Annotated in this window: 20 protein-coding genes and 1 riboswitch; of the genes, 11 read left to right on the forward strand and 9 right to left on the reverse strand. The window is 68.3% G+C overall.

The features are described 5' to 3' along the window. Position 1: 1 nt before the first annotated feature. The gene (gene metE, locus AB0I34_RS38785; protein WP_360455767.1) at positions 2-2,257 is read right to left on the reverse strand and encodes a 5-methyltetrahydropteroyltriglutamate--homocysteine S-methyltransferase; all 2,256 of its coding nucleotides are present in this window, start codon (positions 2,255-2,257) and stop codon (positions 2-4) included. 91 nt (positions 2,258-2,348) lie between these two features. Further along, a riboswitch (cobalamin riboswitch) is annotated at positions 2,349-2,575 on the reverse strand. A 315-nt stretch (positions 2,576-2,890) separates the two neighbouring features. Between metE and ppdK the strand changes: the two genes are divergently transcribed. Next, complete coding sequence (gene ppdK / locus AB0I34_RS38790) at positions 2,891-5,548, forward strand: pyruvate, phosphate dikinase (RefSeq protein WP_360455822.1); 2,658 nt, start codon at positions 2,891-2,893, stop codon at positions 5,546-5,548. A gap of 302 nt (positions 5,549-5,850) precedes the next feature. Further along, the gene (locus tag AB0I34_RS38795; RefSeq protein WP_360455770.1) at positions 5,851-6,129 is read left to right on the forward strand and encodes a muconolactone Delta-isomerase family protein; all 279 of its coding nucleotides are present in this window, start codon (positions 5,851-5,853) and stop codon (positions 6,127-6,129) included. Between the two features lie 145 nt (positions 6,130-6,274). On the opposite strand, the gene AB0I34_RS38800 is transcribed toward AB0I34_RS38795, so the two are convergent. Further along, positions 6,275-7,489, reverse strand: coding sequence for a hypothetical protein (locus tag AB0I34_RS38800; protein WP_360455773.1), 1,215 nt, complete (start codon positions 7,487-7,489; stop codon positions 6,275-6,277). Positions 7,490-7,663: 174 nt separating this feature from the next. Here AB0I34_RS38800 and AB0I34_RS38805 point away from each other — a divergent pair, with 174 nt between their 5' ends. Beyond that, positions 7,664-9,190, forward strand: coding sequence for a UDP-N-acetylglucosamine 1-carboxyvinyltransferase (locus AB0I34_RS38805; protein ID WP_360455776.1), 1,527 nt, complete (start codon positions 7,664-7,666; stop codon positions 9,188-9,190). Here the strand turns inward: AB0I34_RS38805 and AB0I34_RS38810 are convergent. After that, positions 9,155-10,009, reverse strand: coding sequence for an alpha/beta hydrolase (locus tag AB0I34_RS38810; protein WP_360455779.1), 855 nt, complete (start codon positions 10,007-10,009; stop codon positions 9,155-9,157). The genes AB0I34_RS38805 and AB0I34_RS38810 overlap by 36 nt on opposite strands. Positions 10,010-10,093: 84 nt before the next feature. On the opposite strand from AB0I34_RS38810, the gene AB0I34_RS38815 reads away from it, so the two are divergent. Beyond that, positions 10,094-10,720, forward strand: a complete 627-nt coding sequence (locus AB0I34_RS38815) for a TetR/AcrR family transcriptional regulator (protein WP_360455782.1) — start codon at positions 10,094-10,096, stop codon at positions 10,718-10,720. Here AB0I34_RS38815 and AB0I34_RS38820 read toward each other — a convergent pair. Beyond that, positions 10,660-11,922 carry an MFS transporter gene (locus AB0I34_RS38820; RefSeq protein ID WP_360455785.1) on the reverse strand — a complete coding sequence of 421 codons (1,263 nt, stop codon included), beginning with the start codon at positions 11,920-11,922 and terminating at the stop codon, positions 10,660-10,662. The genes AB0I34_RS38815 and AB0I34_RS38820 overlap by 61 nt on opposite strands. Beyond that, positions 11,919-12,467: a winged helix-turn-helix domain-containing protein gene (locus tag AB0I34_RS38825; protein ID WP_360455788.1), complete on the reverse strand. Its 549-nt coding sequence runs from the start codon at positions 12,465-12,467 to the stop codon at positions 11,919-11,921. Before AB0I34_RS38825 ends, AB0I34_RS38820 begins: the two co-directional genes overlap by 4 nt. Before the next feature lie 72 nt (positions 12,468-12,539). Here AB0I34_RS38825 and AB0I34_RS38830 point away from each other — a divergent pair, with 72 nt between their 5' ends. From AB0I34_RS38830 to AB0I34_RS38840, 3 genes are read left to right on the forward strand one after another with little or no spacing between them, the layout of a single operon-like run. After that, positions 12,540-13,145, forward strand: coding sequence for a RibD family protein (locus AB0I34_RS38830; RefSeq protein ID WP_360455791.1), 606 nt, complete (start codon positions 12,540-12,542; stop codon positions 13,143-13,145). A gap of 32 nt (positions 13,146-13,177) precedes the next feature. Next, complete coding sequence (locus AB0I34_RS38835) at positions 13,178-14,404, forward strand: deoxyguanosinetriphosphate triphosphohydrolase (protein ID WP_360455794.1); 1,227 nt, start codon at positions 13,178-13,180, stop codon at positions 14,402-14,404. A 10-nt stretch (positions 14,405-14,414) separates the two neighbouring features. Continuing rightward, entirely contained in the window at positions 14,415-15,662 is a 1,248-nt protein-coding gene (locus tag AB0I34_RS38840) for an FAD/NAD(P)-binding oxidoreductase (protein ID WP_360455797.1), read from the forward strand. On the opposite strand, the gene AB0I34_RS38845 is transcribed toward AB0I34_RS38840, so the two are convergent. Further along, positions 15,659-16,519 carry a biopolymer transporter Tol gene (locus AB0I34_RS38845; RefSeq protein ID WP_360455800.1) on the reverse strand — a complete coding sequence of 287 codons (861 nt, stop codon included), beginning with the start codon at positions 16,517-16,519 and terminating at the stop codon, positions 15,659-15,661. The two genes, AB0I34_RS38840 and AB0I34_RS38845, sit on opposite strands and share 4 nt — an antisense overlap. 18 nt (positions 16,520-16,537) lie before the next feature. Continuing rightward, positions 16,538-17,020, reverse strand: a complete 483-nt coding sequence (locus AB0I34_RS38850) for a glycoside hydrolase family 99-like domain-containing protein (RefSeq protein ID WP_360455803.1) — start codon at positions 17,018-17,020, stop codon at positions 16,538-16,540. 128 nt (positions 17,021-17,148) lie between these two features. Between AB0I34_RS38850 and dnaG the strand changes: the two genes are divergently transcribed. Together dnaG and AB0I34_RS38860 are read left to right on the forward strand one after the other, a co-directional pair. Next, entirely contained in the window at positions 17,149-19,047 is a 1,899-nt protein-coding gene (gene dnaG / locus AB0I34_RS38855; RefSeq protein WP_360455806.1) for a DNA primase, read from the forward strand. Between the two features lie 36 nt (positions 19,048-19,083). Continuing rightward, positions 19,084-19,488 (forward strand): VOC family protein, encoded by a 405-nt coding sequence (locus tag AB0I34_RS38860; protein ID WP_360455809.1) that lies wholly within the window; start codon positions 19,084-19,086, stop codon positions 19,486-19,488. Between the two features lie 4 nt (positions 19,489-19,492). On the opposite strand, the gene AB0I34_RS38865 is transcribed toward AB0I34_RS38860, so the two are convergent. Continuing rightward, complete coding sequence (locus tag AB0I34_RS38865) at positions 19,493-20,194, reverse strand: dienelactone hydrolase family protein (RefSeq protein WP_360455812.1); 702 nt, start codon at positions 20,192-20,194, stop codon at positions 19,493-19,495. A 132-nt stretch (positions 20,195-20,326) separates the two neighbouring features. Next, positions 20,327-20,947 carry a hypothetical protein gene (locus AB0I34_RS38870; RefSeq protein ID WP_360455814.1) on the reverse strand — a complete coding sequence of 207 codons (621 nt, stop codon included), beginning with the start codon at positions 20,945-20,947 and terminating at the stop codon, positions 20,327-20,329. Positions 20,948-21,147: 200 nt separating this feature from the next. Between AB0I34_RS38870 and AB0I34_RS38875 the strand changes: the two genes are divergently transcribed. Beyond that, positions 21,148-21,315 (forward strand): hypothetical protein, encoded by a 168-nt coding sequence (locus tag AB0I34_RS38875; RefSeq protein ID WP_360455817.1) that lies wholly within the window; start codon positions 21,148-21,150, stop codon positions 21,313-21,315. Positions 21,316-21,412: 97 nt separating this feature from the next. Further along, positions 21,413-21,910: a DUF1269 domain-containing protein gene (locus AB0I34_RS38880; protein ID WP_360455820.1), complete on the forward strand. Its 498-nt coding sequence runs from the start codon at positions 21,413-21,415 to the stop codon at positions 21,908-21,910. The last annotated feature ends 107 nt before the right edge of the window (positions 21,911-22,017 follow it).

Below are 22,017 nucleotides of genomic sequence, written 5' to 3' on the forward strand. Positions count from 1 at the left end.
CTCAGGTGCGGGCGGTCCGGGCCGCCTGGACCAGGTGCCGGAGCGCAGGGATCACCTCGTCGTAGCCGCGGGTTTTCAGGCCGCAGTCCGGATTGATCCACAACCGGTCTGCCGGCACGGCCGCCACGGCCCGGTCAATCAGGTCCGTGAGTTCGTCCTGGCTGGGGACGCGAGGAGAGTGGATGTCGTAGATGCCCGGGCCGACGCCGCGGCGGAAGCCGGCGGCGGTGAGGTCGCCGAGGATCTCCATACCTGATCGCGCGGCCTCGATCGTGGTCACGTCGGCGTCCAGTCCGTCGATCCCGGCGATCACCGCACCGAACTCCGAGTAGCACAGATGCGTGTGGATCTGGATCTCGGCGGACGCGCCGCCAGTGGCCAGCCGGAACGCACCGACCGACCAGTCCAGGTACGCCTTCTGCTCCGCCGATCGCAACGGCAGCAGCTCGCGCAGTGCAGGTTCGTCCACCTGCACGATCCTGATCCCGGCCGACGCCAGGTCGGCCACCTCGTCCCGCAGGGCCAGCGCGACCTGATCGGCGGTAACGGCGGCGGGCTGGTCGTCGCGGACGAAGGACCAGGCCAGGATCGTCACCGGCCCGGTCAGCATCCCCTTCACCGGCCGCTCGGTCAGCGATTGCGCGTACGACGCCCAGCGCACGGTCATCGGCTCGGGTCGCGACACGTCGCCGTACAGGATCGGTGGCCGGACGCACCGGCTGCCGTACGACTGCACCCAGCCGTATTTGGTGGTCGCGAAGCCGTCCAGCTGTTCGGCGAAGTACTGGACCATGTCGTTGCGCTCGGGTTCCCCATGCACGAGCACGTCCAGCCCGAGCTCCTCCTGCAGGCTGATCACCCGCGCGATCTCGGCCCGCATCCGCTCGTCGTACGTCGCCTGGTCGATCCGGCCGGACCGGAGTTCGGTGCGGGTTCGGCGGAGGTCCGCGGTCTGCGGGAACGAGCCGATCGTGGTGGTCGCGAGATCCGGCAGCCCGATCGACTCCTGCGCGGTCCGGCGTTCGTCGTACGGCGCTCGCTGCCGATCCTCGGGACGGATCGCGGCGACCCGGGCGCGGACGGCCTGCTCACGAGCGAGGCCGGACTCCTTCAACAAGCCGGGCGACGGATTGTCGAGGTTCACCAGTACGCCGGGCTCCTCCTCGCTGAGCGCACGGCCGAGCAGGACTACCTCGTCGACTTTCTGCCGCGCGATCGCGAGTCGCGCCCGCACCTGCGGATCAAGCTCGTCCTCCGCATCCACGTCGTACGGCACATGGAGCAGCGAGCACGAGGTGGAAACGGCGAGCCGGCCGACGGAGCCGAGCAGCTGCACGCAGGTCGACAACGCCTCACCGAGGGGAGTGCGCCAGACGTTCCGGCCGTCGACCACCCCGGCGAAAACGGTCTTACGCTGGATGGCCGGCAAGACGGCCAGCCGGTCGACCAGGCCAGGAGTGGACACGAGGTCGACCGCCAGCCCCTCGATCGCTGTGGACGCGAGCACCGGCAGGGCTGCACCGGGATCTCCGAAGTACGTCGCGACCAGGAGACGCGGGCGTTCGGTGAGCTTCGCCAACCGGTCGTACGCGCGACGGAGAGCGTCGAGCTCAGCCGGTGTGCGGTCCTGGACCAAGGCCGGCTCGTCCAGCTGCACCCAGTCAGCACCCGCGGCATCGAGCCTGCCGAGAAGTTCGGCGTACGCGTCCAGGAGACGGTCGAGCAGGCTGAGTGGCTCGAAGCCCGGAGTTGTGGATTTCGAGAGCAGCAGGAAGGTCAGTGGCCCGATCAGGACCGGGCGGGTCTCCACCCCGGCTTCTTGCGCGGCCGCCAGATCCTCGAGTGGCTTGGCCGGGTTGAGCCGGAACACCGTGTCCTCGGTGAGCTCGGGGACCAAGTAGTGGTAGTTGGTGTCGAACCACTTGGTCAGCTCCAGCGGCGCCACCTCGGCGTGGCCACGCGCCATCGCGAAGTACGTGTCGAGTCCGGAGCGATCGAGGGCGCGGAAGCGCTCGGGAATGATCCCGAACAGCTGCACGTGGTCGAGCATCTGGTCGTAGTACGAGAAGGTGTTACCGGGGAGAACGTCGAGTCCGCGGCCGGCCAGATCGCGCCAGGTGTCGGCGCGCAGTTGGCGGGCGGTCGCCTCCAGTTCGGCCGCGTCGCTGTCGCCGGACCAGTACTTCTCGACGGCCTTCTTGAGTTCGCGGTCCGGGCCGATGCGCGGATAGCCCAGCACTGTCTTGATGGTGTTCACGTCTCTCTCCTCGCGAGCGTGCCAGGGATCGGCGGGGTCGCGGAGACGCCGGACGGGTCCTCCCACGAGACCACCGATCCACCGCGCACCGGCTGGTGCGCGGACCGTCGGCAGGTCTTCGGACTCACGGGCAGTCCGGTCGGTCTGACCGGTTGGCCTACTGGCCGTCGCTTCCCGGACGCCGGGCGTCCAGTGCTGTCTGACGGCTGTCGTTCCCGTTCACCGCTGCGGGGCAGTCCCGGATTCACACCGGGTTCCCTGTTGCCTCGCCTCGTCGTCGACCACCCGACCAGGCGAACCGTCGGCACTGCCGAGCGTAACCCGCGAGCACCGCGACGCGCCGGACGGCGAGACGAACACCACTCGCGGTACCCGCCGTCGACGCGACGAAACCCCGGGATCGATTCGCCAGAAGGTTTCGTTGGCGGACGTGCCGATTGTCTTGCGTTGTCAACGGGGGAAGGGTTTTCCGGCCTTCGACCTGTGGGCAGAGTCACGTCGGCATCGTGAGACCAGTGTTCAACTGGACTGGTTTTTGGGCTTACTCTGAGAGCAACGCCCCCGCCACTGGAGTCGATGGGCCAGCGGGCCACCACACCGCGCTCAGAAGCACCGCCTGAACCACAGGGAGTGATCGTGCCGAAACTCGTCTACGACTTCGCCGAAGGCAACAAGGACATGAAGGAGCTGCTCGGCGGGAAGGGGGCGAACCTGGCCGAGATGACCAACCTCGGCCTGCCGGTGCCACCCGGATTCACCATCAGCGCCGAGGCCTGCCGCGCGTACCTGACCACCGGCTCGGTGCCACCGGAGTTGGCCGACGAGATCGACCACCACGTCGACGTACTGCAGCAGAAGATGGGCAAGAAGCTCGGCCAGGCCGACGACCCCCTGCTCGTCTCGGTCCGGTCCGGAGCGGCCGTGTCGATGCCCGGGATGATGGAGACCGTTCTGAACGTCGGCCTGAACGACGATTCGGTGAACGGGCTCGCGCATCACTCCGGCAACCCGCGGTTCGCCTGGGACGCGTACCGCCGGCTGATCCAGATGTTCGGCAAGACCGTGCTCGACATGGACGGCGACGTGTTCGAGGACGCGATCGAGGCGGCCAAGGAAGTCAAGGGCACCCGCAACGACCTCGACCTGGACGCGGACGACCTGAAGCGCTTGGTCGAGACGTTCAAGCAGGCCGTCCATGAGCACACCGGCCGCGAGTTCCCGCAGGACCCTCGGACCCAGATGGACCTGGCGATCGAGGCCGTCTTCGGCTCGTGGAACTCCGAGCGGGCGATCCTCTACCGCCGGCAGGAGCGGATCCCGACCGACCTCGGTACGGCGGTCAACATCTGCTCGATGGTGTTCGGCAACCTCGGCATGGACTCCGGCACCGGCGTCGCGTTCACCCGCGACCCGTCGAGCGGTCAGCCCGGTGTGTACGGCGACTACCTGCAGAACGCGCAGGGCGAGGACGTGGTGGCCGGCATTCGCAACACCGTCCCGCTCGCGGACCTGGAGCAGATCGACAAGACGTCGTACGACGATCTGATGGCGATCATGGCCAAGCTCGAGAGCCACTACCGCGATCTGTGCGACATCGAGTTCACCGTCGAGCGCGGCAAACTGTGGATGCTGCAGACGCGGGTCGGCAAGCGGACCGCGGCGGCCGCGTTCCGGATCGCGACCAGCCTGATCGACGAGGGCGTGATCGACACCGACGAGGCGCTGAAGCGGGTGAAGGGTGCGCAGCTCGCGCAGTTGATGTTCCCGCGGTTCGACGCGGACGCGGACACCGACCTCATCACCAAGGCGATCGGTGCGTCGCCGGGTGCGGCGTCCGGCACGATCGTGTTCACCTCGGCCGCCGCGGTCGAGGCCGCGGACCGCGGCGAGAAGGTGATCCTGGTCCGGCGCGAGACGAACCCGGACGACCTGCACGGCATGATCGCGGCGCAGGGGATCCTGACCAGCCGCGGCGGCAAGACCTCGCATGCGGCCGTGGTCGCCCGCGGCATGGGCAAGACCTGTGTCTGCGGCGCCGAGGAGCTCGACGTGAACGTTGCCCAGGGCACCATCAAGGTGCACGGCACGGTGATCGAGGCCGGCGAGACGATCTCGATCGACGGGACGACCGGAGAGGTGTTCCGCGGCGAGGTCCCGGTGGTCGCGTCCCCGGTGGTGCAGTACTTCGAAGGTTCGCTGGCTCCCGAGTCGGGCGACGAGCTCGTGGCCGCGGTGCACCGGTTGATCACGCACGCGGACGAGGTACGGCGGCTCGGCGTACGGACCAATGCGGACACCGCGGACGATGCGGCCCGGGCGCGGCGGTTCGGTGCCGAGGGCATCGGGCTGTGCCGGACCGAGCATATGTTCCTGGGCGAGCGCCGGGAAGCTGTCGAGCGGCTGATCCTGGCCGACAACGACAGTGATCGCGATGCGGCCCTGGCCGAGCTCGAGCCGTTGCAGCGGGGCGACTTCCTGGAGTTGCTGGCCGCGATGGACGGGCAGCCGGTGACGATCCGGCTGATCGACCCGCCGCTGCACGAGTTCCTGCCGTCGATGGAGGATCTGGCGGTCAAGGTCGCGCTGGCCCGCGAGCGCGGTCAGGACCCGGGTCACGATGCCGCTCTGCTGGCGGCGGTTGAGCGGCTGCACGAGGAGAACCCGATGCTCGGTCTGCGGGGTGTCCGGCTCGGCCTGGTCATCCCCGGGCTGTTCGCGATGCAGGTCCGGGCGATCGCGTCCGCGGCCGTCGAGCTGAAGCAGCAGGGCAAGGACCCGCAGCCCGAGATCATGATTCCGCTGGTCGGCGCGGTCCAGGAGTTGCACCTGGCCCGGGACGAGGTGGAACGCGTGATCGCCGAGCTGGGCATCGAGTGGGACATCCCGATCGGGACGATGATCGAGCTGCCGCGCGCGGCGGTGATCGCGGACCAGATCGCCGAGGCGGCCGACTTCTTCTCGTTCGGCACCAACGACCTGACTCAGACCACGTGGGGCTTCAGCCGCGACGACGTCGAGGGCGCCTTCTTCTCCCGCTACCTGGAGAAGGGCATCTTCGCGGTGTCGCCGTTCGAGTCGATCGACCGGGAAGGTGTCGGTGCGCTGGTCCGTACCGGCGTCGACCGCGGTCGCGCCACCAAGCCGGATCTCAAGCTCGGCATCTGCGGCGAGCACGGCGGCGACCCGGACAGCATCCACTTCTTCCACGAGGCAGGCCTGGACTACGTGTCCTGCTCGCCGTTCCGCATCCCGGTGGCCCGCCTCGAGGCCGGCCGCGCCGCACTGGACTAACCTCCGTCGCCGCCCGGTTGTGGGGCTTGACAGCCGGGCGGCGTGACGGACCGTGCGGGTGATCGGCGCGGCGCTGGGTGTGGCCGGGGATTCCATCACGAAGCGTCACGGGCCTGAACTGTCCGCAATATTTCTCTTAACCAACCCCTTGCGTAACGGCCGGTGAGGTAGTCAGAATATCCGGGCGGGAAGGGCGATCACTCGTCGACTTTCGGGTCTGACCTGAACCAGCCGCTGTGGCGGCTCGTGACTCCCTTCCCGCACCAAATCCTTTGCAGGCAAGGCCGTGTAGGGTTTTCGGCATGGCCCAATATGTCGTGCAGTTGCGCTTCGATGTTGCCGAGACCGAGCGCCGGCTGGAGGTCCGTCCGGCCCATCGCGAGTACCTCACCGAGCTCAAGGCGGCCGGCAAGCTCGTCGCCGCCGGACCCTTCACCGACGAGACCGGGGCGCTGCTCGTCTACGACGTCGCCGACGAGGCCGAGCTCCGCGAGATCCTCGCGAAGGACCCGTACACCCCGGCCGACATCTACGAGATCGCCACCCTCGCCGAGTGGAAGCCCCTCTTCCCCCTGGGCTGAGCTCGCGGGCGGGAGGCGGACCTGCCACACTCACCAACCCCGGTCATCGGTCACCACCGGCCGCGAGCTGAGCGTGATCGCCTCGGTCGCGCGCATTTGGTGAGTGCCACGCGTCCGCTGCCACGGAACGCCGACGGGCGGGAGTTCAGATGTCGGCGCCTTCGAGGTCGAGGTGGTCGACGTACGCCCAGAGCCAGACCAACGGCGCCAGGACCAGTTCGGGTTCGCCGTCCTCGTCGGCGACGAAGATCATCGACGCCTCGCCGTTGGAGATGTCCTCGATCACCGCGTCGCAGACCTCGATCGCAGCATCGAACGGCAGCAGCGGGGGCCCGTTCTCCCAGCGCGGCTGGGGGAGCGGGAGCACCGGTGCCTCGTCGGTCCCGTCGAGCTCCACCGAGACCTTCTGCAGCTCTTCGTACAGGTCGTAGGTGATCAGCCCGGCGAGCGGACGGCCGTCGAGACCGATGAGGTACGGATCGTCCGAGCCTTCGCGGAAGCTGTCCCGCAGGTCCGGGAACGCCGCCTTGAGGTCGGTCGCCTCCAGGTACGGCGCCTCGTCCAGCTCCTCGTCCTCGACCTCGGTCAGCCCGCTGCGCATCTCGTCGAACTGCTGCAGCAGTGTGTTCAGCTCGTCGTACGCACCGCCACCGGGAGCCTTCTGCGCCCGTGCCTCCAGGTCGCGCAGGTGCTCGAGCAGGTCGTCCTCGAAGTGCAGCTCGTACCGCGGCAGGCCGGGCTCGCGGCCGGAGTTGATCTGGGCGACCAGCTGAGTCGACACCGGACCGAGCCGCTCGGCCAGGACCTCCAGCGGCGTGGTCGGCTTCTCCTCGTCGTCGTGCGCGCAGGAGTCGTCGTCGACCTTCCCGCCCTCGAGCGCGAGCAGCACCTGGAACGCCGGGAACGCGACCAGCGCCGCCGTCGCCATCATCCCGTCGCCGATCAGCATCAGCGGGTTCGCACCGGCTTCGGTCCGGCGCAGATGATCCGGCATCAGTACGGCGGCCTGCTCGACGTTCACCTGGCTGGCCAGCGACGACAGGCCGTGCTCGGCGTCGACGCCGAGCAACTCGACGAGCCGCTCCGAGCTCATGTCGAAGTTCGAGCGCAGGTAGTACCGCAGCCACCCGGCGTCGACCGGATTGGCGAGCAGCTCCGCGACGCGGGCGCGGAAGTCGGCCAGGTCGGCGACCGCGAGCACCACGAGGACCGGCTGGTCGCCGTCGCCGATCACCAGCGGCCGGGTGTCACCGTTCTGGAACCCGTCGATCACCTGATGCAGGCTGTCCGCAGCCGCATCGAGCGGCCACGACTCCGCCTCGAACTCGTTCACCACCGCGGCGGAGGTGTCATCGGGCATCTGCTGGTCCTCTCCGGGTGGCGGCGGGAGTTGGGGTAACTCTAAGCGGCGGCGGTTTCGACGGACGGTGAGGGGCCCGTCCGGGGGCTGGTGTGAGCATCGGCGTGACATTGGCTACCCTCGAACCGGCGGGTCGATGCAGAGGTATCTCACATGTGAGATAAGGTCCGGCCCATGACCGATGACTACCTGAGCCGGATCGGAAATCTCATCCGGGACGCCCGCAAGCATCGCGGCTGGACACAGACGCAACTCGCGGAAGTACTGAACACCAGCCAGAGTGCTGTGAACAGGATCGAAAAGGGTCATCAGAACCTCACCCTCGAGATGCTCGCCCGGATCGGCGAAGCCCTCGATTCCGAAATTGTCTCTCTCGGTGGCGGTCCGGTCCACCTCCGCGTCGCCGGCGGCCGGGAGCTTTCCGGGTCGATCGACGTGAAGTCGAGCAAGAACGCCGGCGTCGCGCTGCTCTGTGCCAGCCTGCTGAACAAGGGCCGCACCACGCTGCGCAAGGTCGCCCGGATCGAAGAGGTGAACCGGCTGCTCGAGGTACTGAACTCGATCGGCGTCCGGACCACCTGGCTGAACGACGCCGGCGACCTCGAGATCGTCCCGCCGGCCCACCTCGACCTGGGCAGCATGGACGCCGAGGCGGCCCGTCGTACTCGCTCCATCATCATGTTCCTCGGCCCGCTGCTGCACCGCGAGGACACCTTCCAGCTGCCGTACGCCGGTGGCTGCGACCTCGGTACTCGGACCGTCGAGCCGCACATGGCGGCGCTGCGGCCGTTCGGGCTGGAGGTGAAGGCGACCGGCGGCGAGTACCACGCGGTGGTGAATCGGGCGCTGTCGCCGGGCAAGCCGATCGTGCTGACCGAGCGCGGCGACACCGTGACCGAGAACGCGATCATGGCCGCGGCCCGGTACGACGGCGTGACCGTGATCCGCAACGCCAGCTCCAACTACATGGTCCAGGACCTGTGCTTCTACCTCGACCTGCTCGGCGTCACGATCGACGGCATCGGATCGACCACGCTGACCGTGCACGGCAAGCCGGACATCGACGTGGACGTCGACTACGCGCCGTCGGAGGACCCGATCGAGGCGATGAGCCTGATCACCGCGGCGGTCGTGACCGGTTCGGAGATCACCATCCGGCGGGCGCCGATCGAGTTCCTCGAGATCGAGCTGGCGCTGCTGGAGGAGATGGGCTTCGACTACAGCCGCAGCGCGGAGTACCTGGCCGAGAACGGCCGGACCCGGTTGGTCGACCTGACCACCCGGCCGTCGAAGCTGCACGCGCCGATCGACAAGATCCACCCGATGCCGTTCCCCGGCCTGAACATCGACAACCTGCCGTTCTTCGCGGTGATCGCGGCGACAGCGACCGGGCAGACGCTGATCCACGACTGGGTCTACGAGAACCGGGCCATCTACCTGACCGACCTGAACAAGCTCGGCGGCCGGGTCAAGCTGCTCGACCCGCACCGGGTGATGGTCGAGGGGCCGACGCACTTCTCCGGCGCCGAGATCATGTGCCCGCCGGCGCTCCGGCCGGCCGTCGTCACGCTGATCGCGATGATGGCCGCGAAGGGTACGTCGGTCCTGCGCAGCGTCTACGTGATCAACCGCGGCTACGAGGAACTGGCCGCCCGGCTCAACTCGCTAGGCGCTCAGATCGAGACCTTCCGCGACATCTGACCCGCGCGCGTCCTGCAGGAAGGCGACGGCCTCGGTGATCACCTCCGGATCGGTCATGATCCGGCGGTGACCGAGGCCGGTCGTTGCCAGGAAATGGGCTCGCGGCCCGTAGGCCCGCAGCAGCACCCGCGCCTGCCGGGGATCCACGACGTCGTCCTCGTCGTTGTGGATCACCAGCAGGTCCGCGTCGGCGGTCGCCACCGAGAACCTGTCCCAGATCTGCTCGTCGCCGTCGAAGTACCCGCGCTCGATCGAGCGCCGGAGCGCCTTGTTGGTCTTCGGTCCGAGGCCGAGCTCGCGGCAGAACGTGTCGGCCAGGTAGCCGAACTCGGCGACGCCGCTGATCATGACGAGTCGCCGGGCGGCGACGCCTTCGCGGACGGCGTAGAGGGCGAACGGGACGCCGAGGGAGTGGCCGATCACGCCTTCGAACGGGCCGTGGCGTTCCTCCAGTCCGCGGATGATGCGCTGGTAGCCGAGGATCGAGACGATCGGGCCGGGAGTGTCGCCGTGCCCAGGAGCGTCGAACGAGACCGGGCTGTAGCCGAGCTCGAGCAGCCTCGCGACGAAACCGGCGTACCGGGACGCGCGTGAGCGCCAGCCGTGTACGAGCAGCACCGGGCGGTGGCCGTCACCCCAGGTGTAGGTGACGACGCCGCCGACGACCTCGACCCGCGCGGCCTCGTGGATCGCCCGCTCGGACTCGCGCACCCGGCCGCGGCCCAGCGGCCGGCGCCAGAGCGCGAACGCGAGTCGCCCGGCCAGCCGGGGAGAGAACCTCTCGACGGTCGACAGTCCGGCCCGGATCAACTGCTTCATGTCTCCTCCTCAACAAACTATACGAACGGTCGTATTATTAGTTTGTCCGAAGCTCGACGTCAACCGGCACTAGGATCGTGAGTCGTGGAAAAGGTCGACGGGCGGTTGGTGCGTGGTGACCAGACCCGGCGCGCGGTGCTGCGCCGGTCGGTCGACATCGCCTCGGTCGACGGGCTCGAGGGACTGTCGATCGGGCGGCTCGCGACCGAGCTGGGGATCAGCAAGAGCGGGCTGTTCGCGCACTTCGGGTCGAAGGAGGAGTTGCAGCTCGCGACGATCCGGGCCGCGCGGCGGATCTACGCCGACGAGGTGGTGACGCCGGCGTTCGAGGTCGAGCCCGGCCTCGGACGGGTCTGGGCGCTGAGCGAGTCCTGGCTGCACTACTCGAGCAGCCGGGTGTTCCCGGGCGGTTGCTTCTTCCAGAAGGTGTCGCACGAGTACGCCGGCCGCGACGGCGCCGTGCACGACGCGCTCATCGACGTCCATGTGGAGTGGATGGAGCTGATCGAGGAGACCGTCCGGGCGGCCGTCGAGGCCGGCGAGGTGGACGCCGACGCCAACCAGTTGGCCTTCGACCTGAATGCGTACTACGAGGCGGCCAACTTCGCGTCGATCCTGCACGACGACGGCAAGGCGTACGACCGGGCTCGTCAGGCCATCCGGTCCCGGCTGGAGTCGGTCGTGGCCGCCGGTACGACGCTGCCGTGGTGAGTGGGGAGATCGCGGCGCCGGCGGATCGGTGAGCAGAGCAGGACCAGGCCCGCGAGTGGGACTCCCGCGGTCGTGATCCAGAGCGCCGGCCCGAGTCCGAGAGTCTGGCCGAGTGTTCCACCGAGGAGCGCGCCCAGCGGGATCGTTCCGTAGTTGACGAACGAACTCGTCGCGGTCAGGCGACCGAACAGGTCCGGTGGGCAGTAGGACTGCAGGAAGGTCGCCTTCACCACGTTGCCGCCGACGACGCCGAGACTGACACCGAAGCCACCGGCCAGGTACAGCCAAGGGCTGAGGCTGCTCAGCGGGATGAGCAGGGCGAGGGTCGGTAGCCCGAGCTCACAGATCAGCAGTGCGCGCGCCGTACCGAAGCGCGCGGCGAGACGACGGCCCGCGAAGGCACCGGCAACCCCACCGCTGGTCGCGGCGGCCACCAACGCGCCGACTGTGCCCGCCGTCAGGCCGGCTTCGCGGACGAGGAACACGACCACGATGGCTTGGTAGCCCATCAACGCGAGGTTCGAGACCGCGCCGAAGATCGTCAGAGTCCGCAGCCAGACATCCCTTGCCACCAACGCGATGCCTGCCCGGATCGCGCCGGCCCGGCGGCCGGACGTCGTACGGCGCTCCCGGAATCCGATCGCGGCCAGGCACATGAGGGCGACCAGAAAAGTTGCTGCGTCGACGAGCAGTGCATTGGCTGGGCCGGCCAGTTGGACGACCAGGCCGCCGCAGCCCAGGCCGGCGATCTGGGCGGCTGAAGCGCTGCCGTGGAGTTTGGCGTTGCCTTCGGCGTGGTCGGCCGGGTCGACGAGGTTGGGCAGGTAGGCGGTGTAGGCGGTCTGGAAGACGACTGCGGCGGCCCCGGCGAGGATTGCGGCGGCGAGCAGCAGGTGGATCGTGAGTACGTCGGCCCACGCGGCGAGGGGGAGCGCGGCGAAGAGGAGGAACGATGCTGCCGAGGAGCCCAGCAGGACCGGGCGGCGGCGTACCCGGTCGATCCAGGCGCCGGCGGGCAGTCCGATCAGCAACCAGGGTGCCCAGGCGGCCGCGGTCAGCAGGCCTACTTGGAAGGTGGTTGCCTGGAGCATCGAGATCGCGATCAGCGGGAGCGCCACCGACGAGGTCGCGGATCCGAACCGGCTGATCGTCTCGCCGGTCCAGAGCAGCCGGAAGTCGCGGTGCCGCCGGAGCAGGCTCATGATCTGCGCGGGAAGGACTGCAGTTGCACGATCACCCGCTCGGTGTTCTCGCCCGCGGGCTCCGTGCTGGCGTACTGCTCGACGACCGCGGCGATCTCCTCGTTGAGGTTGTGCAGCTGATCCGGAGTGAGGCGCAGATCGCGCCAGTCGGAGAGGGCGGCCGCGTGCTGCCACTCGCCGGGCCAGTTCTCGTCGACGTACGCGCGGACGCGGTCGAAGTACCGCTCGACCAGATCTCGCAGGTAGACGTTCAACGCGCCGCTGGTCTCGGGATCGTCGCGAAACTCTCCCGGGTCGAGGACTGTCTGCCGCGCCGCGAGCCGCCACCAGCGCTCGCGCTTGGTGCCGCGCTCGACGTCTTCCTCGAGGTAGCCGTGCTCGGCGAGCAGCCGCAGGTGCCAGCTGATCGTGCCGGTGCTCTCGCCCAGCCGGGCCGCCAGGCTGGTGGAGGTGGCCGGGCCGTCGAGCTCGATCGCCTCCAGGATTCTCATCCGCAGCGGGTGGGCCAGTCCGCGCAGACTGCGGGCGTCGATCCTTCGTCGCATGGTTGCAGAGTAGTCTCTGCAAACGAGTCTCTGCAACGCCGGTTGTCGGTGGCGGCTCCTAGCGTTCGGGGCATGCGGCCTCAGGTAGTGGCTCAGGTGGCGGTGTCGCTGGACGGTAGGACGTCCGGGTTCGACGCCGACCTCGCGCGGTTCTACGCGCTGGCGACGTTGTGGCAGGAGGACGTCACGCTGGTCGGTGCCGACACGATCCTGGCGCAGGAGGCCGCGGTGCGCGCCGCGCCGCATCCCGGTCCACGGCCGGCCGCGCCGCTGCTCGCCGTCGTGGACAGCCGAGCGCGGGTCCGCGAGTGGGAGGGGCTACGCCGGCTCGGCCACTGGTCCGATGTCCTCGCCCTGTACGCCGACCAGACGCCGGCCCGGCCGCCTGACGCGACGACCCGCGAACTCGTGACCGGGTACGACCGGGTCGATCTGGCCGAGGTGCTCGATGTCCTTGGTGACCGCGGTGCCAAGACCGTCCGCGTCGACTCCGGTGGGACGCTGATCGCCGTACTGCTCGAGCTCGGTCTCGTCGATGAGATCGCACTCCTGGTCCACCCGGTCGTCGTCGGATCCGGCCGGCGATGGTGCGGGCTGGAAGGGCTGCCGCTACGTCATGCCGGCACCGAGGTCTTCGAAGGTGGCACCGTCTGGCTCCGGTACTGCGTCTACGCCTGACCTGTCGGTGCCGGCCGCTACTGTGAGCGGTGATGAGGAAGCAGCACGAGTGGTACGACGAGCATGACGCCGAGCGCTGGGTGGCGGAGCCGGTCAAACGACCGGGCCGGACTGCTTTCGCTCGCGATCGTGCGCGAGTGCTGCACAGTGCGGCGCTGCGGCGGCTGGCGGCGAAGACCCAGGTGGTGACGGCCGGCAGCGACGACTTCGTCCGCAACCGGCTGACGCACAGTCTCGAGGTCGCGCAGATCGGCCGCGAGCTGGCTCTCACGCTCGGCTGCGACCCGGACATCGTCGACGCGGCCTGTCTGTCACACGACCTGGGCCACCCGCCGTTCGGTCACAACGGCGAGCGCGCGCTCGACCAGGTGGCGGCCGGCATCGGCGGCTTCGAGGGGAACGCGCAGACGCTGCGACTGCTGACCCGGCTGGAGTCCAAGACGTTCGACGCGGCCGGCCGCAGCGTCGGCCTCAACCTGAGCCGCGCCACGCTGGACGCCGCGACGAAGTACCCGTGGTCCCGCCGCGCCGGAGAGCGCAAGTTCGGCGTGTACGACGATGATCTCGCCGTCTTTACCTGGTTGCGCCAGGGCGTCGGCGAGCAGCGGTGTCTGGAAGCGCAGGTGATGGACTTCGCCGACGACGTCGCCTACTCGGTGCATGACGTCGAGGACGGGATCGTTGCCCACCACATCGACCTGGCGCAGGTGGGTGCGGACCGGGCGACGTACTGGCAGACGGTCCGGCAGATGTATTTGCCAGAGGCAACGGATGCGGAGCTGGACGCAGGCTGGCGGCGACTGACCTCGCTGGCCTACTGGCCGGGAACGCCGTTCGACGACAGCCGGCGCGCGCTCGGCGGGTTGAAGGACCTGACCAGTCAGCTGATCGGCCGGTTCTGCACGGCGGCCGAGCAGGCGACGCATGCGGTGTTCGGCCGCTCGCGGCTGATTCGTTACGAGGCGGACCTGGTCGTCCCGGACGGCATCCGGGTGGAGATTGGCCTGCTGAAGGGCGTCGGCATGTTCCACGTGCTGAATTCGCCCGAGCGGCAGGCGCGCCGCGCCACCCAGCGCGAGCTGCTCACCGAGCTTGTCGAGGCCCTGTGGAAAACCGCTCCACAGCACCTCGACACCGCGTTCGCCGCGGACTTCGCCGAGGCCGCGGACGACGACGCGCGACTGCGCGTCATCGTCGACCAGGTCGCGTCGTTGACCGACCCGTCAGCTCTTGCCTGGCACACGTCGTTGAAGGGTTAATCTGCTGGGTATGAGTGACGCAGACCAGCAGCCCATTGTCATCGTCGGCGCGAGTCTCGCAGGTGCGACCGCGGCCGAGGAGCTTCGGAACGACGGCTGGACCGGAGGCATCGTCCTGATCGGCAGCGAGACGCGGCTGCCGTACGAGCGACCACCGCTGTCCAAGGGGGTGCTGCTCGGCAAGGACGAGACAGAGGTCGCGCAACTTCACGACCAGCAGTGGTACGACGACAACAAGATCGAACTGCGGCTCGGCAAGACCGTCACCAGCATCGATGTCGCCGGCCACACCGTCACCCTGGACGACGGCTCTCAGGTGTCCTACGGAAAGCTCCTGATCGCGACCGGCAGTCGCGTGCGCCGTCTCGACGTACCTGGTGGTGACCTGCCCGGGGTCCACTACCTGCGGACGGCCGAGGAGTCGCAGGCGCTGGACGACGCGTACGTCGCCAAGCCGCGCGTGGTCGTGGTCGGCGCGGGCTGGATCGGCCTCGAGACGGCGTCGGCCGCTCGGGAACGTGGCTCCGAGGTGACGGTTGTCGAGCCGCAGTCGACCGCGTTGGCGTCCGTGCTCGGTGAAGAGGTCGGCGAGTTGTTCGCCGAGTTCCACCGCCAGCACGGGGTTCGGTTCCGGTTCGGCACCGGGGTCGAGGGCTTCGAGGGCACCGACAAGGTCACCGGCGTACGGCTCTCCGGTGGCGAGGTCATCCCGGCGGACCTGGTGATCGTCGGCGTCGGCGTACAGCCGAACACCGAGCTCGCCGCCGAGGCCGGCATCGAGGTCGCGACCCGGGAGAACGGCTCCGGCATCGTCACCGGCTCCGACCTGAAGACGTCGGTGGCGGACGTCTACGCCGCCGGAGACGTGGCGCGGTGGGACCACCCGCTGTTCGGCCGGTCGGTCCGGGTGGAGCACTGGCAGAACGCGAAGGACAGCGGTGTCGCGGCGGCCAAGGCGATGCTCGGCCAGGACGTCGCGCACGATGCGATCCCGTACTTCTTCACCGACCAGTTCGACCTCGGCATGGAGTACGCCGGTGAGGTTCCGCGCGGGACGTCGTACCAGGTGGTGCTGCGCGGCGACCCGAAGTCCGGTGCCTACTTTGCGTTCTGGCTGGACGACGATCGGCACGTGCTGGCCGGCATGCACGTCAACAACTGGGACACGATCGACACCATCCAGGACCTCATCCGCTCGGGTAAGCAGGTCGACCCCGCCCGCCTCGCCGACACGTCGGTGGAGCTGGCGGACGTCTAGAGCGGGTAGGCGACGTACGCGAAGGACTGGCTGTCCGGCGACCAGCTCGGCACGTTCATCGTGCCCTGGCCGCCGAACAGCGTCCCGAGCTCCCGGATCTCGCCGCCCGGGCTGAGCAGCCGCAGGCGTACGTCGTCCACATCCGCGGGATGACCAAAGGTGCCGGACGGGAAGCTGACGTAGGCGATCACTGACCCGTCCGGCGCGGGGTGCGGGAACCAGTTGACCCGCTCGTCGAACGTCAGCTGCTCGACCTCACCCGTGCTCACCAGGATGCGGAACAGCTGCGCGTGGCCGGGCGTCGTCGAAGCCCGCTCGGAGTTGAAGTAGATCCACTTCCCGTCCGGGCTGTACTCCGACCCGTCGTCGGCGTACTCGTCGTTCGTGACCTGGACGTCAGCCCCACCGGCGGCCGGGATGGTCCACACGTTGGCGATCCGGCGCCCGTCGATATTCGTCAGTCCGATGTACGCCAGCGTCTTCCCGTCCGGCGACACACCGTGCAGGTAGTGGTGGAAGCCCGGTCCGCGGTCGTTGGTCACCCGCCGCGGGCCCGAGCTGTCGAACGGTACGGCGTACAGGTGACCGTCGTCGGCCGACACGTACACCGTCGTACCGTCCGGGCTCACGACGTGGTCGTTGTTGATCGCCGGCACCCCGCCGAGGTCGATCTCCTGCAGCGCACTGCCGACTCTGAACAGCCGCCCGTCGCCGTTGACGATCAGCTGTCCGTCCGGCGTCCAGTTGGGCGCTTCGAAGAGCAGAGTGGATGAGCTGTGCACCAGACGACGCTCGCCCGTGGCGATGTCGACGACGTAGAGCTCGGACCGTTGACCAGGGCGCAGGGTTCGTGGCACGCCCTCCAACCTATGTCATCAGCTCGGGGGAGTGCCTTCCGGATCAGCGACACAGCCGGGGCCCTGGAGTTGGAGCTCGGTGTGCAGGATGTCCAGGCAGGCGCAGCCGTCGCGTTCGTTGGGCTCGAGGATGCCGCCCTCGTGCCACTCGTTCCACGCGCAGAGGAACAGGTAGTTGTCCACGGTGGACGGCCGGGTCGAGGTCGCCATGTCGGCGGTCGCGTTGCGGACCGCCTGGCGGTAGCCGTCGAACGACTGGTCCGGCATCCAGCGGATCGCGTTCACGTCGGGAGTCTCGATCGGGTACCGCGGCCGTTCGTCGAAGTCGGACAGGACACAGCGGCCGTACGCGCCCGGCGCCTGGTTGTAGAAGGCCCGCTGACCCTGCAGGTACGTCGCGTACGAGCGGCTCTCGACGGCCGGACCGTCAGTCGTGCAGTACGGCGCGTCCGCCCCGGCGTTGCCGACCTGCCTCGGGTCGAAGCCAGCCTGGTTGATCATCACGTAGACGTCCGGCGGTCAGGATCACGGCGGTGAAGGCCGCGGCGAGAGCGAGAAGGCGCACGTACTTTTCCCCAGTTCGTCCTCCCGTGGCCGGGAGTGCTTGCCGATGATCGTAGACTCACGGGGTGGCAGGCCGGATCAAGGACGAGGACATCGCGCTGGTGCGCGAGCGCGCCCGGATCGACGACATCGTCGGCTCGTACGTCACCTTGAAGAACGCCGGCGGTGGTTCGCTGAAGGGGTTGTGCCCGTTCCACGACGAGAAGTCGCCGTCGTTCAACGTCACCCCGGCGCGCGGGTTCTTCTACTGCTTCGGCTGCCAAGAGGGCGGCGACGTCATCGACTTCATCCAGAAGATCGACCAGATCAGCTTCAGCGAAGCGGTCGAGACGCTGGCCTCGAAGGTCGGCATCCAGCTTCGGTACGACGACTCCGGCGCGCCGATCCAGCGCGGTCCGGGGAATCAGCGGCCGCGGCTCGTCGAGGCGCACAAGGTCGCCGCGGAGTACTTCGTGGAGCAGTTGTTCGGCGCCTCCGACGCGGCGGCCGGGCGGCAGTTCCTGGACCAGCGCGGGTTCGACAAGGACGCGGCCGTGTACTTCGGGGTCGGGTTCTCGCCGCGCGGTGGTGAGGCGCTGACGGCGCATCTGCGTGGCCGAGGTTTCACCAACGCCGAGCTGGTCGCGTCCGGGCTGTCCGCCGACGGTCAGCGCGGGCTGTACGACCGGTTCCGCGGCCGGCTGATGTGGCCGATCCGGGACGCGTCGTCGGACGTGATCGGGTTCGGGGCCCGCCGCCTCTTCGATGACGACCGGATCGAAGCGAAGTACCTGAACACACCCGAGACCCCGATCTACAAGAAGTCCAAGGTCCTGTACGGCGTCGACCTCGCCCGCCGCGAGATCGCGAAGGGCCGCCAGGCCGTGGTCGTCGAGGGTTACACCGACGTGATGGCGTGTCACCTGGCCGGGGTGCAGACGGCGGTCGCCACCTGCGGGACGTCGTTCGGCGACGACCACGCCCGGGTGCTGCGGCAGCTGCTGCTGGATCACGACCAGTTCCGGGGTGAGGTGATCTTCACCTTCGACGGTGACGAGGCCGGTCAACGCGCGGCGCTGAAGGCGTTCGCGGGCGACCAGGCCTTCGCCTCGCAGACGTACGTCGCGGTGGAGCCGGACGGGCTGGACCCGTGCGACGTCCGGTTGCAGAAGGGCGACGCCGCGGTCCGGGAGCTGATCGGCCGGCGGGTGCCGCTGTACCGGTTCGTGCTGACCAACGTGCTGTCGAAGTACGACCTGGATCGCGCGGACACGCGGATCGACGCGCTGCGCGAGGCCGCGAAGCTGGTGGTGAGCATCCGCGACCGTTCGAAGGTGGACTCGTTCACCCGTGAGCTGGCCGGGCAACTCGGCATGGAGGTCGACCAGGTCCGGTCCGAGGTCTATCGCGCTGCGTCGCGAGGGCCGGAGCCGGTCGGGGACCGCCGTGCTCCGGTCGGGCAGCCTGAGGTCGCTGCACCGCCGCCTCGTATCGACATCCCGTCGCCGCGGGATCAGCGGTTCGTGATCGAGTGGGACGTACTGAAGATCGCGATGCAGCATCCCGCGCTGGTCGGGGTCGCGTTCGACGAGTTGGACGACCACGACTTCACCCATCCGTGGCTGGCCGCGGTGCGGACCGCGATGGCGAAGGCCGGTGGGCCGTCGGCCGCGCCCGCGGCTGAGGCGTGGGTGGTCGCCGTACGCGATGCCATCGGCAACGATCCGGCCGCCGCCGTCGTGAGCGCGCTCGCGGTCGACCCGCTGCGGCTGGGTCGTGAACCGGATGAGGCTTATGCGTTGGCGTTGCTGGCTCGATTGCAGGAGTTGACCTGTGCTCGGCGGATCCAGGATCTGAAGTCGAAGCTGCAGCGGACGAACCCGATCGATCGGGCCGACGACTACAACAAGATGTTCGGCGAGCTGATCGCGCTGGAGGCTTACCGTTCCGATCTTCGCAAGAAGGCCATTTCCGGGGCGCTCTGAGGGTTCAGCCCTGGCTGCGTGACGCATGCTGGGGGTATGGCCGATGACGGACTCCTGCGACGAGTCGACGCCGTACAGGTCCCGGTGCCGAGCCTGGATGAGGGCCTTGCCTTCTACGTCGAGGCCCTCGGCCACCGCCTCCTCTGGCGGAACGACGACCTGGGCCAAGCCGGCCTCAGACTCCCGGACGGGGACAGCGAACTGGTGCTGACCACGACCAGTCCGTACGAACCCAACTGGCTGGTCGACGACGTAGCCACGGCCATCGCCACCATCACCGACCACGGCGGCACCATCGTGACCGGACCCTTGGACATCCCGGTCGGCCGGGTCGCCGTAGTCCGAGACCCCTTCGGCAACCCACTCGTCCTCGTCGACCTGTCCAAGGGCCTCTACACCACCACCCCCGACGGCACCATCACCGGCGTCCGGCCCACCTGAGGCCCTAATTCTTCAGGGTGGTGAGGAATCGCAGTACGTCGTCGAATGACTGCTCATCGGCAGCCGATTGGTAGGCGACGCCCGGTGTGTCACCCGGAGCCGCGTGGCGGTGCGTGAAGCCGTGCTGGGCGTTGCCATACAGATTGAGCTGCCACTCTGCCTGGGCTCCGTCCATCTCCTCGGCGAACGTCGTGACATCGCTCAGCGGGATATGCGGGTCGGCCGAGCCGTGACACACCAGAACCTTGGCGGCGATCGATCCGACCGCCGTCGGGGTTGGCGTCGCAAGCGATCCGTGAATGCTGACCGTGCCGGCGAGAGGCACGCCTGCCCGGGCCAGCGACAGCGCGGCCATCCCGCCGAAGCAGTAGCCGATCGCGGCGACTACCTCGGAGACCGCCGGGTGCTCGGTGAGAACGCTCAGCCCGGCTTGCGCCCGACTCGCGAGGGACTGGTGGTCGTCGCGAAAGGTAGCCAGTAGGGCCATCAGCTTGGCGCGATCGCCGCGGACGTCTTCGCCGTACATGTCGGCGGCGAACACCGTGTACCCCTCGCTCGCGAACCGCTGCGCCTGCTCCCGCGCGTGCTCGTCAAGCCCGGCCCCACCGTGGATCAACAGCAACCCGGGCTGCGGGGACGACGCCTCGCCGTACAGCTCCCCGACCAGCTCCACACCGTCCTGCAGATACCGAATGATTTGAACCATGCGGTCACAATACAAAGCTTTTTGAGAATAGCACAAAGTACCGAATTAAGCTAGCTGATCAGCGTATCGAATTGATTCCGATAAGGCGGTCGGATAACGCGGGGGAATTGTTTCCCTTGGCGCAGAATGGGGTCAGTCCAGCGACTTGATCCAGGGGTGGTTGCTGCCTTTGGTCTCTGTCAGCGCGTCCGCGAGCCAGCTGCGCGCGTCTGCATCGAGCAGCGGTGCGGTGGCTTCGAAGTCTGCCTGATCCTTCGGGCGGGTCTGCAGGCCCTTGAATAGCAGGACGAGCTCGGGCTTGAGATATGGGATGCCGTCCGACGCGTGGGCCACCGAGTCGTCATACGGCCTGTGAACCGCGCGGTCGAGAGCACAGATCCAGTTCGCGCCGTCGTCGGGGCAGCGCATCACGTCAACGCGCCACTTCCCGTTCGCCGGATCCCGCACCATGGTCTGCTGGTACTCGAAGTACGCCCCACCCGCCCCGTCGACCGGCCAGAACCCTTCCCGCCCGGCCACGAAGAACTCGTACGCCGACAGCCGTTCCCGCAGTACGTCGAATTCCCACAGCGGCGTAGCGATCTCCAAATCCTCATGAGCCCGTGTCTGGTGACCCCGGAACAGATCCAGCGCCCACCCACCCACAACACACCATCGCGCGTCCACCCCGGCAAGCAGCGCGGAAATCTCCTCAGGCCGCCACGCATCCCAGGTCTCGGGTCCCCACTCCAACCGCACCGGCTCAACCAACACCCCGCGAGCGTAACCGCCCCTAAGGTCCGCCCGTCGCCTGCAAACCGGATGACGCTGCCGCACTCATCTGCGAGCCTTCGAGGGTGACGGACGTGACGATCTCGGCGACGGTGGAGGCGGACGAACGGGCGAGCACTACTGCGCGGCTCCTGAGTCAACTGCCCGCCTGGTTCGGCATGGCAGAAGCAAATGATGCCTAGGTGAAATCGGCGCGCGAGCTCCCCGCCATCATTGTCCGGTCGGGAGACGACTCCAACTACGCGATGACTCGAGCCTTCTACCGGTCTGTCGGCTTCCTGCCGCTCGAGGAAACGCCGGCGTTCTGGCCCGGCAACCCCTGCCTACTCATGGTCAAACCCCTCGGCTGACGGCGGGCACGGTGTCACCCGAGCGGGGTGAGGCGATCGGAGTATCGGGGCGGGAGGCTGGCAACGATCACCCGGAGCTGGAGGGGAGAGGCGCGCGATGTCGACACTGACCGTCTGGAAGTTCTCGACCTGGGACGGGGCCAACCAAGCGATCGGCACGCTGGAGGGGTTGGCCAAGCAGGGGCTGATCAGGGTGCACGACGCGGCGTCGGTGTCGTGGCAGCCGGAGGCGAAGAGGCCCAAGACCCGGCAGTTGCGCAGTCTGACCGGCGTGGGCGCGATCGGCGGGATGTTCTGGGGCATGCTTTTCGGGATGATCTTCCTGATGCCGTTCGCCGGGGCCGCCATCGGAGCCGCATCGGGCGCCATCGCAGGATCGCTCGCCGATGTAGGCATCGACGACGACTTCATCAAGTCCGCCCGCGATCAGATCACGCCCGGAACGTCCGCCCTGTTCCTGATGTCGAGCGAGGCAGTCCTGGACAAGGTCCAGGCAACCTTCGAAGCAACCGGCCTGCAGAAGGCAGCCCGCCTCGTCCAGTCGAACCTCTCCGCCGAACAGGAAACAGCCCTCCGCGAGATGTTCGGCGGCTGACCCACGCACAGTTGACTCGGCAGCAAGGCTGCGCGGATCGACGACCGGTCCCGCGGTCGGCACAACTACCGGCCGGCAATCAGTGCTGTCGAGGTCGAGCTGGTACA

It is taken from the genome of Kribbella sp. NPDC050281, assembly GCF_040655855.1.
Classification (GTDB): domain Bacteria; phylum Actinomycetota; class Actinomycetes; order Propionibacteriales; family Kribbellaceae; genus Kribbella.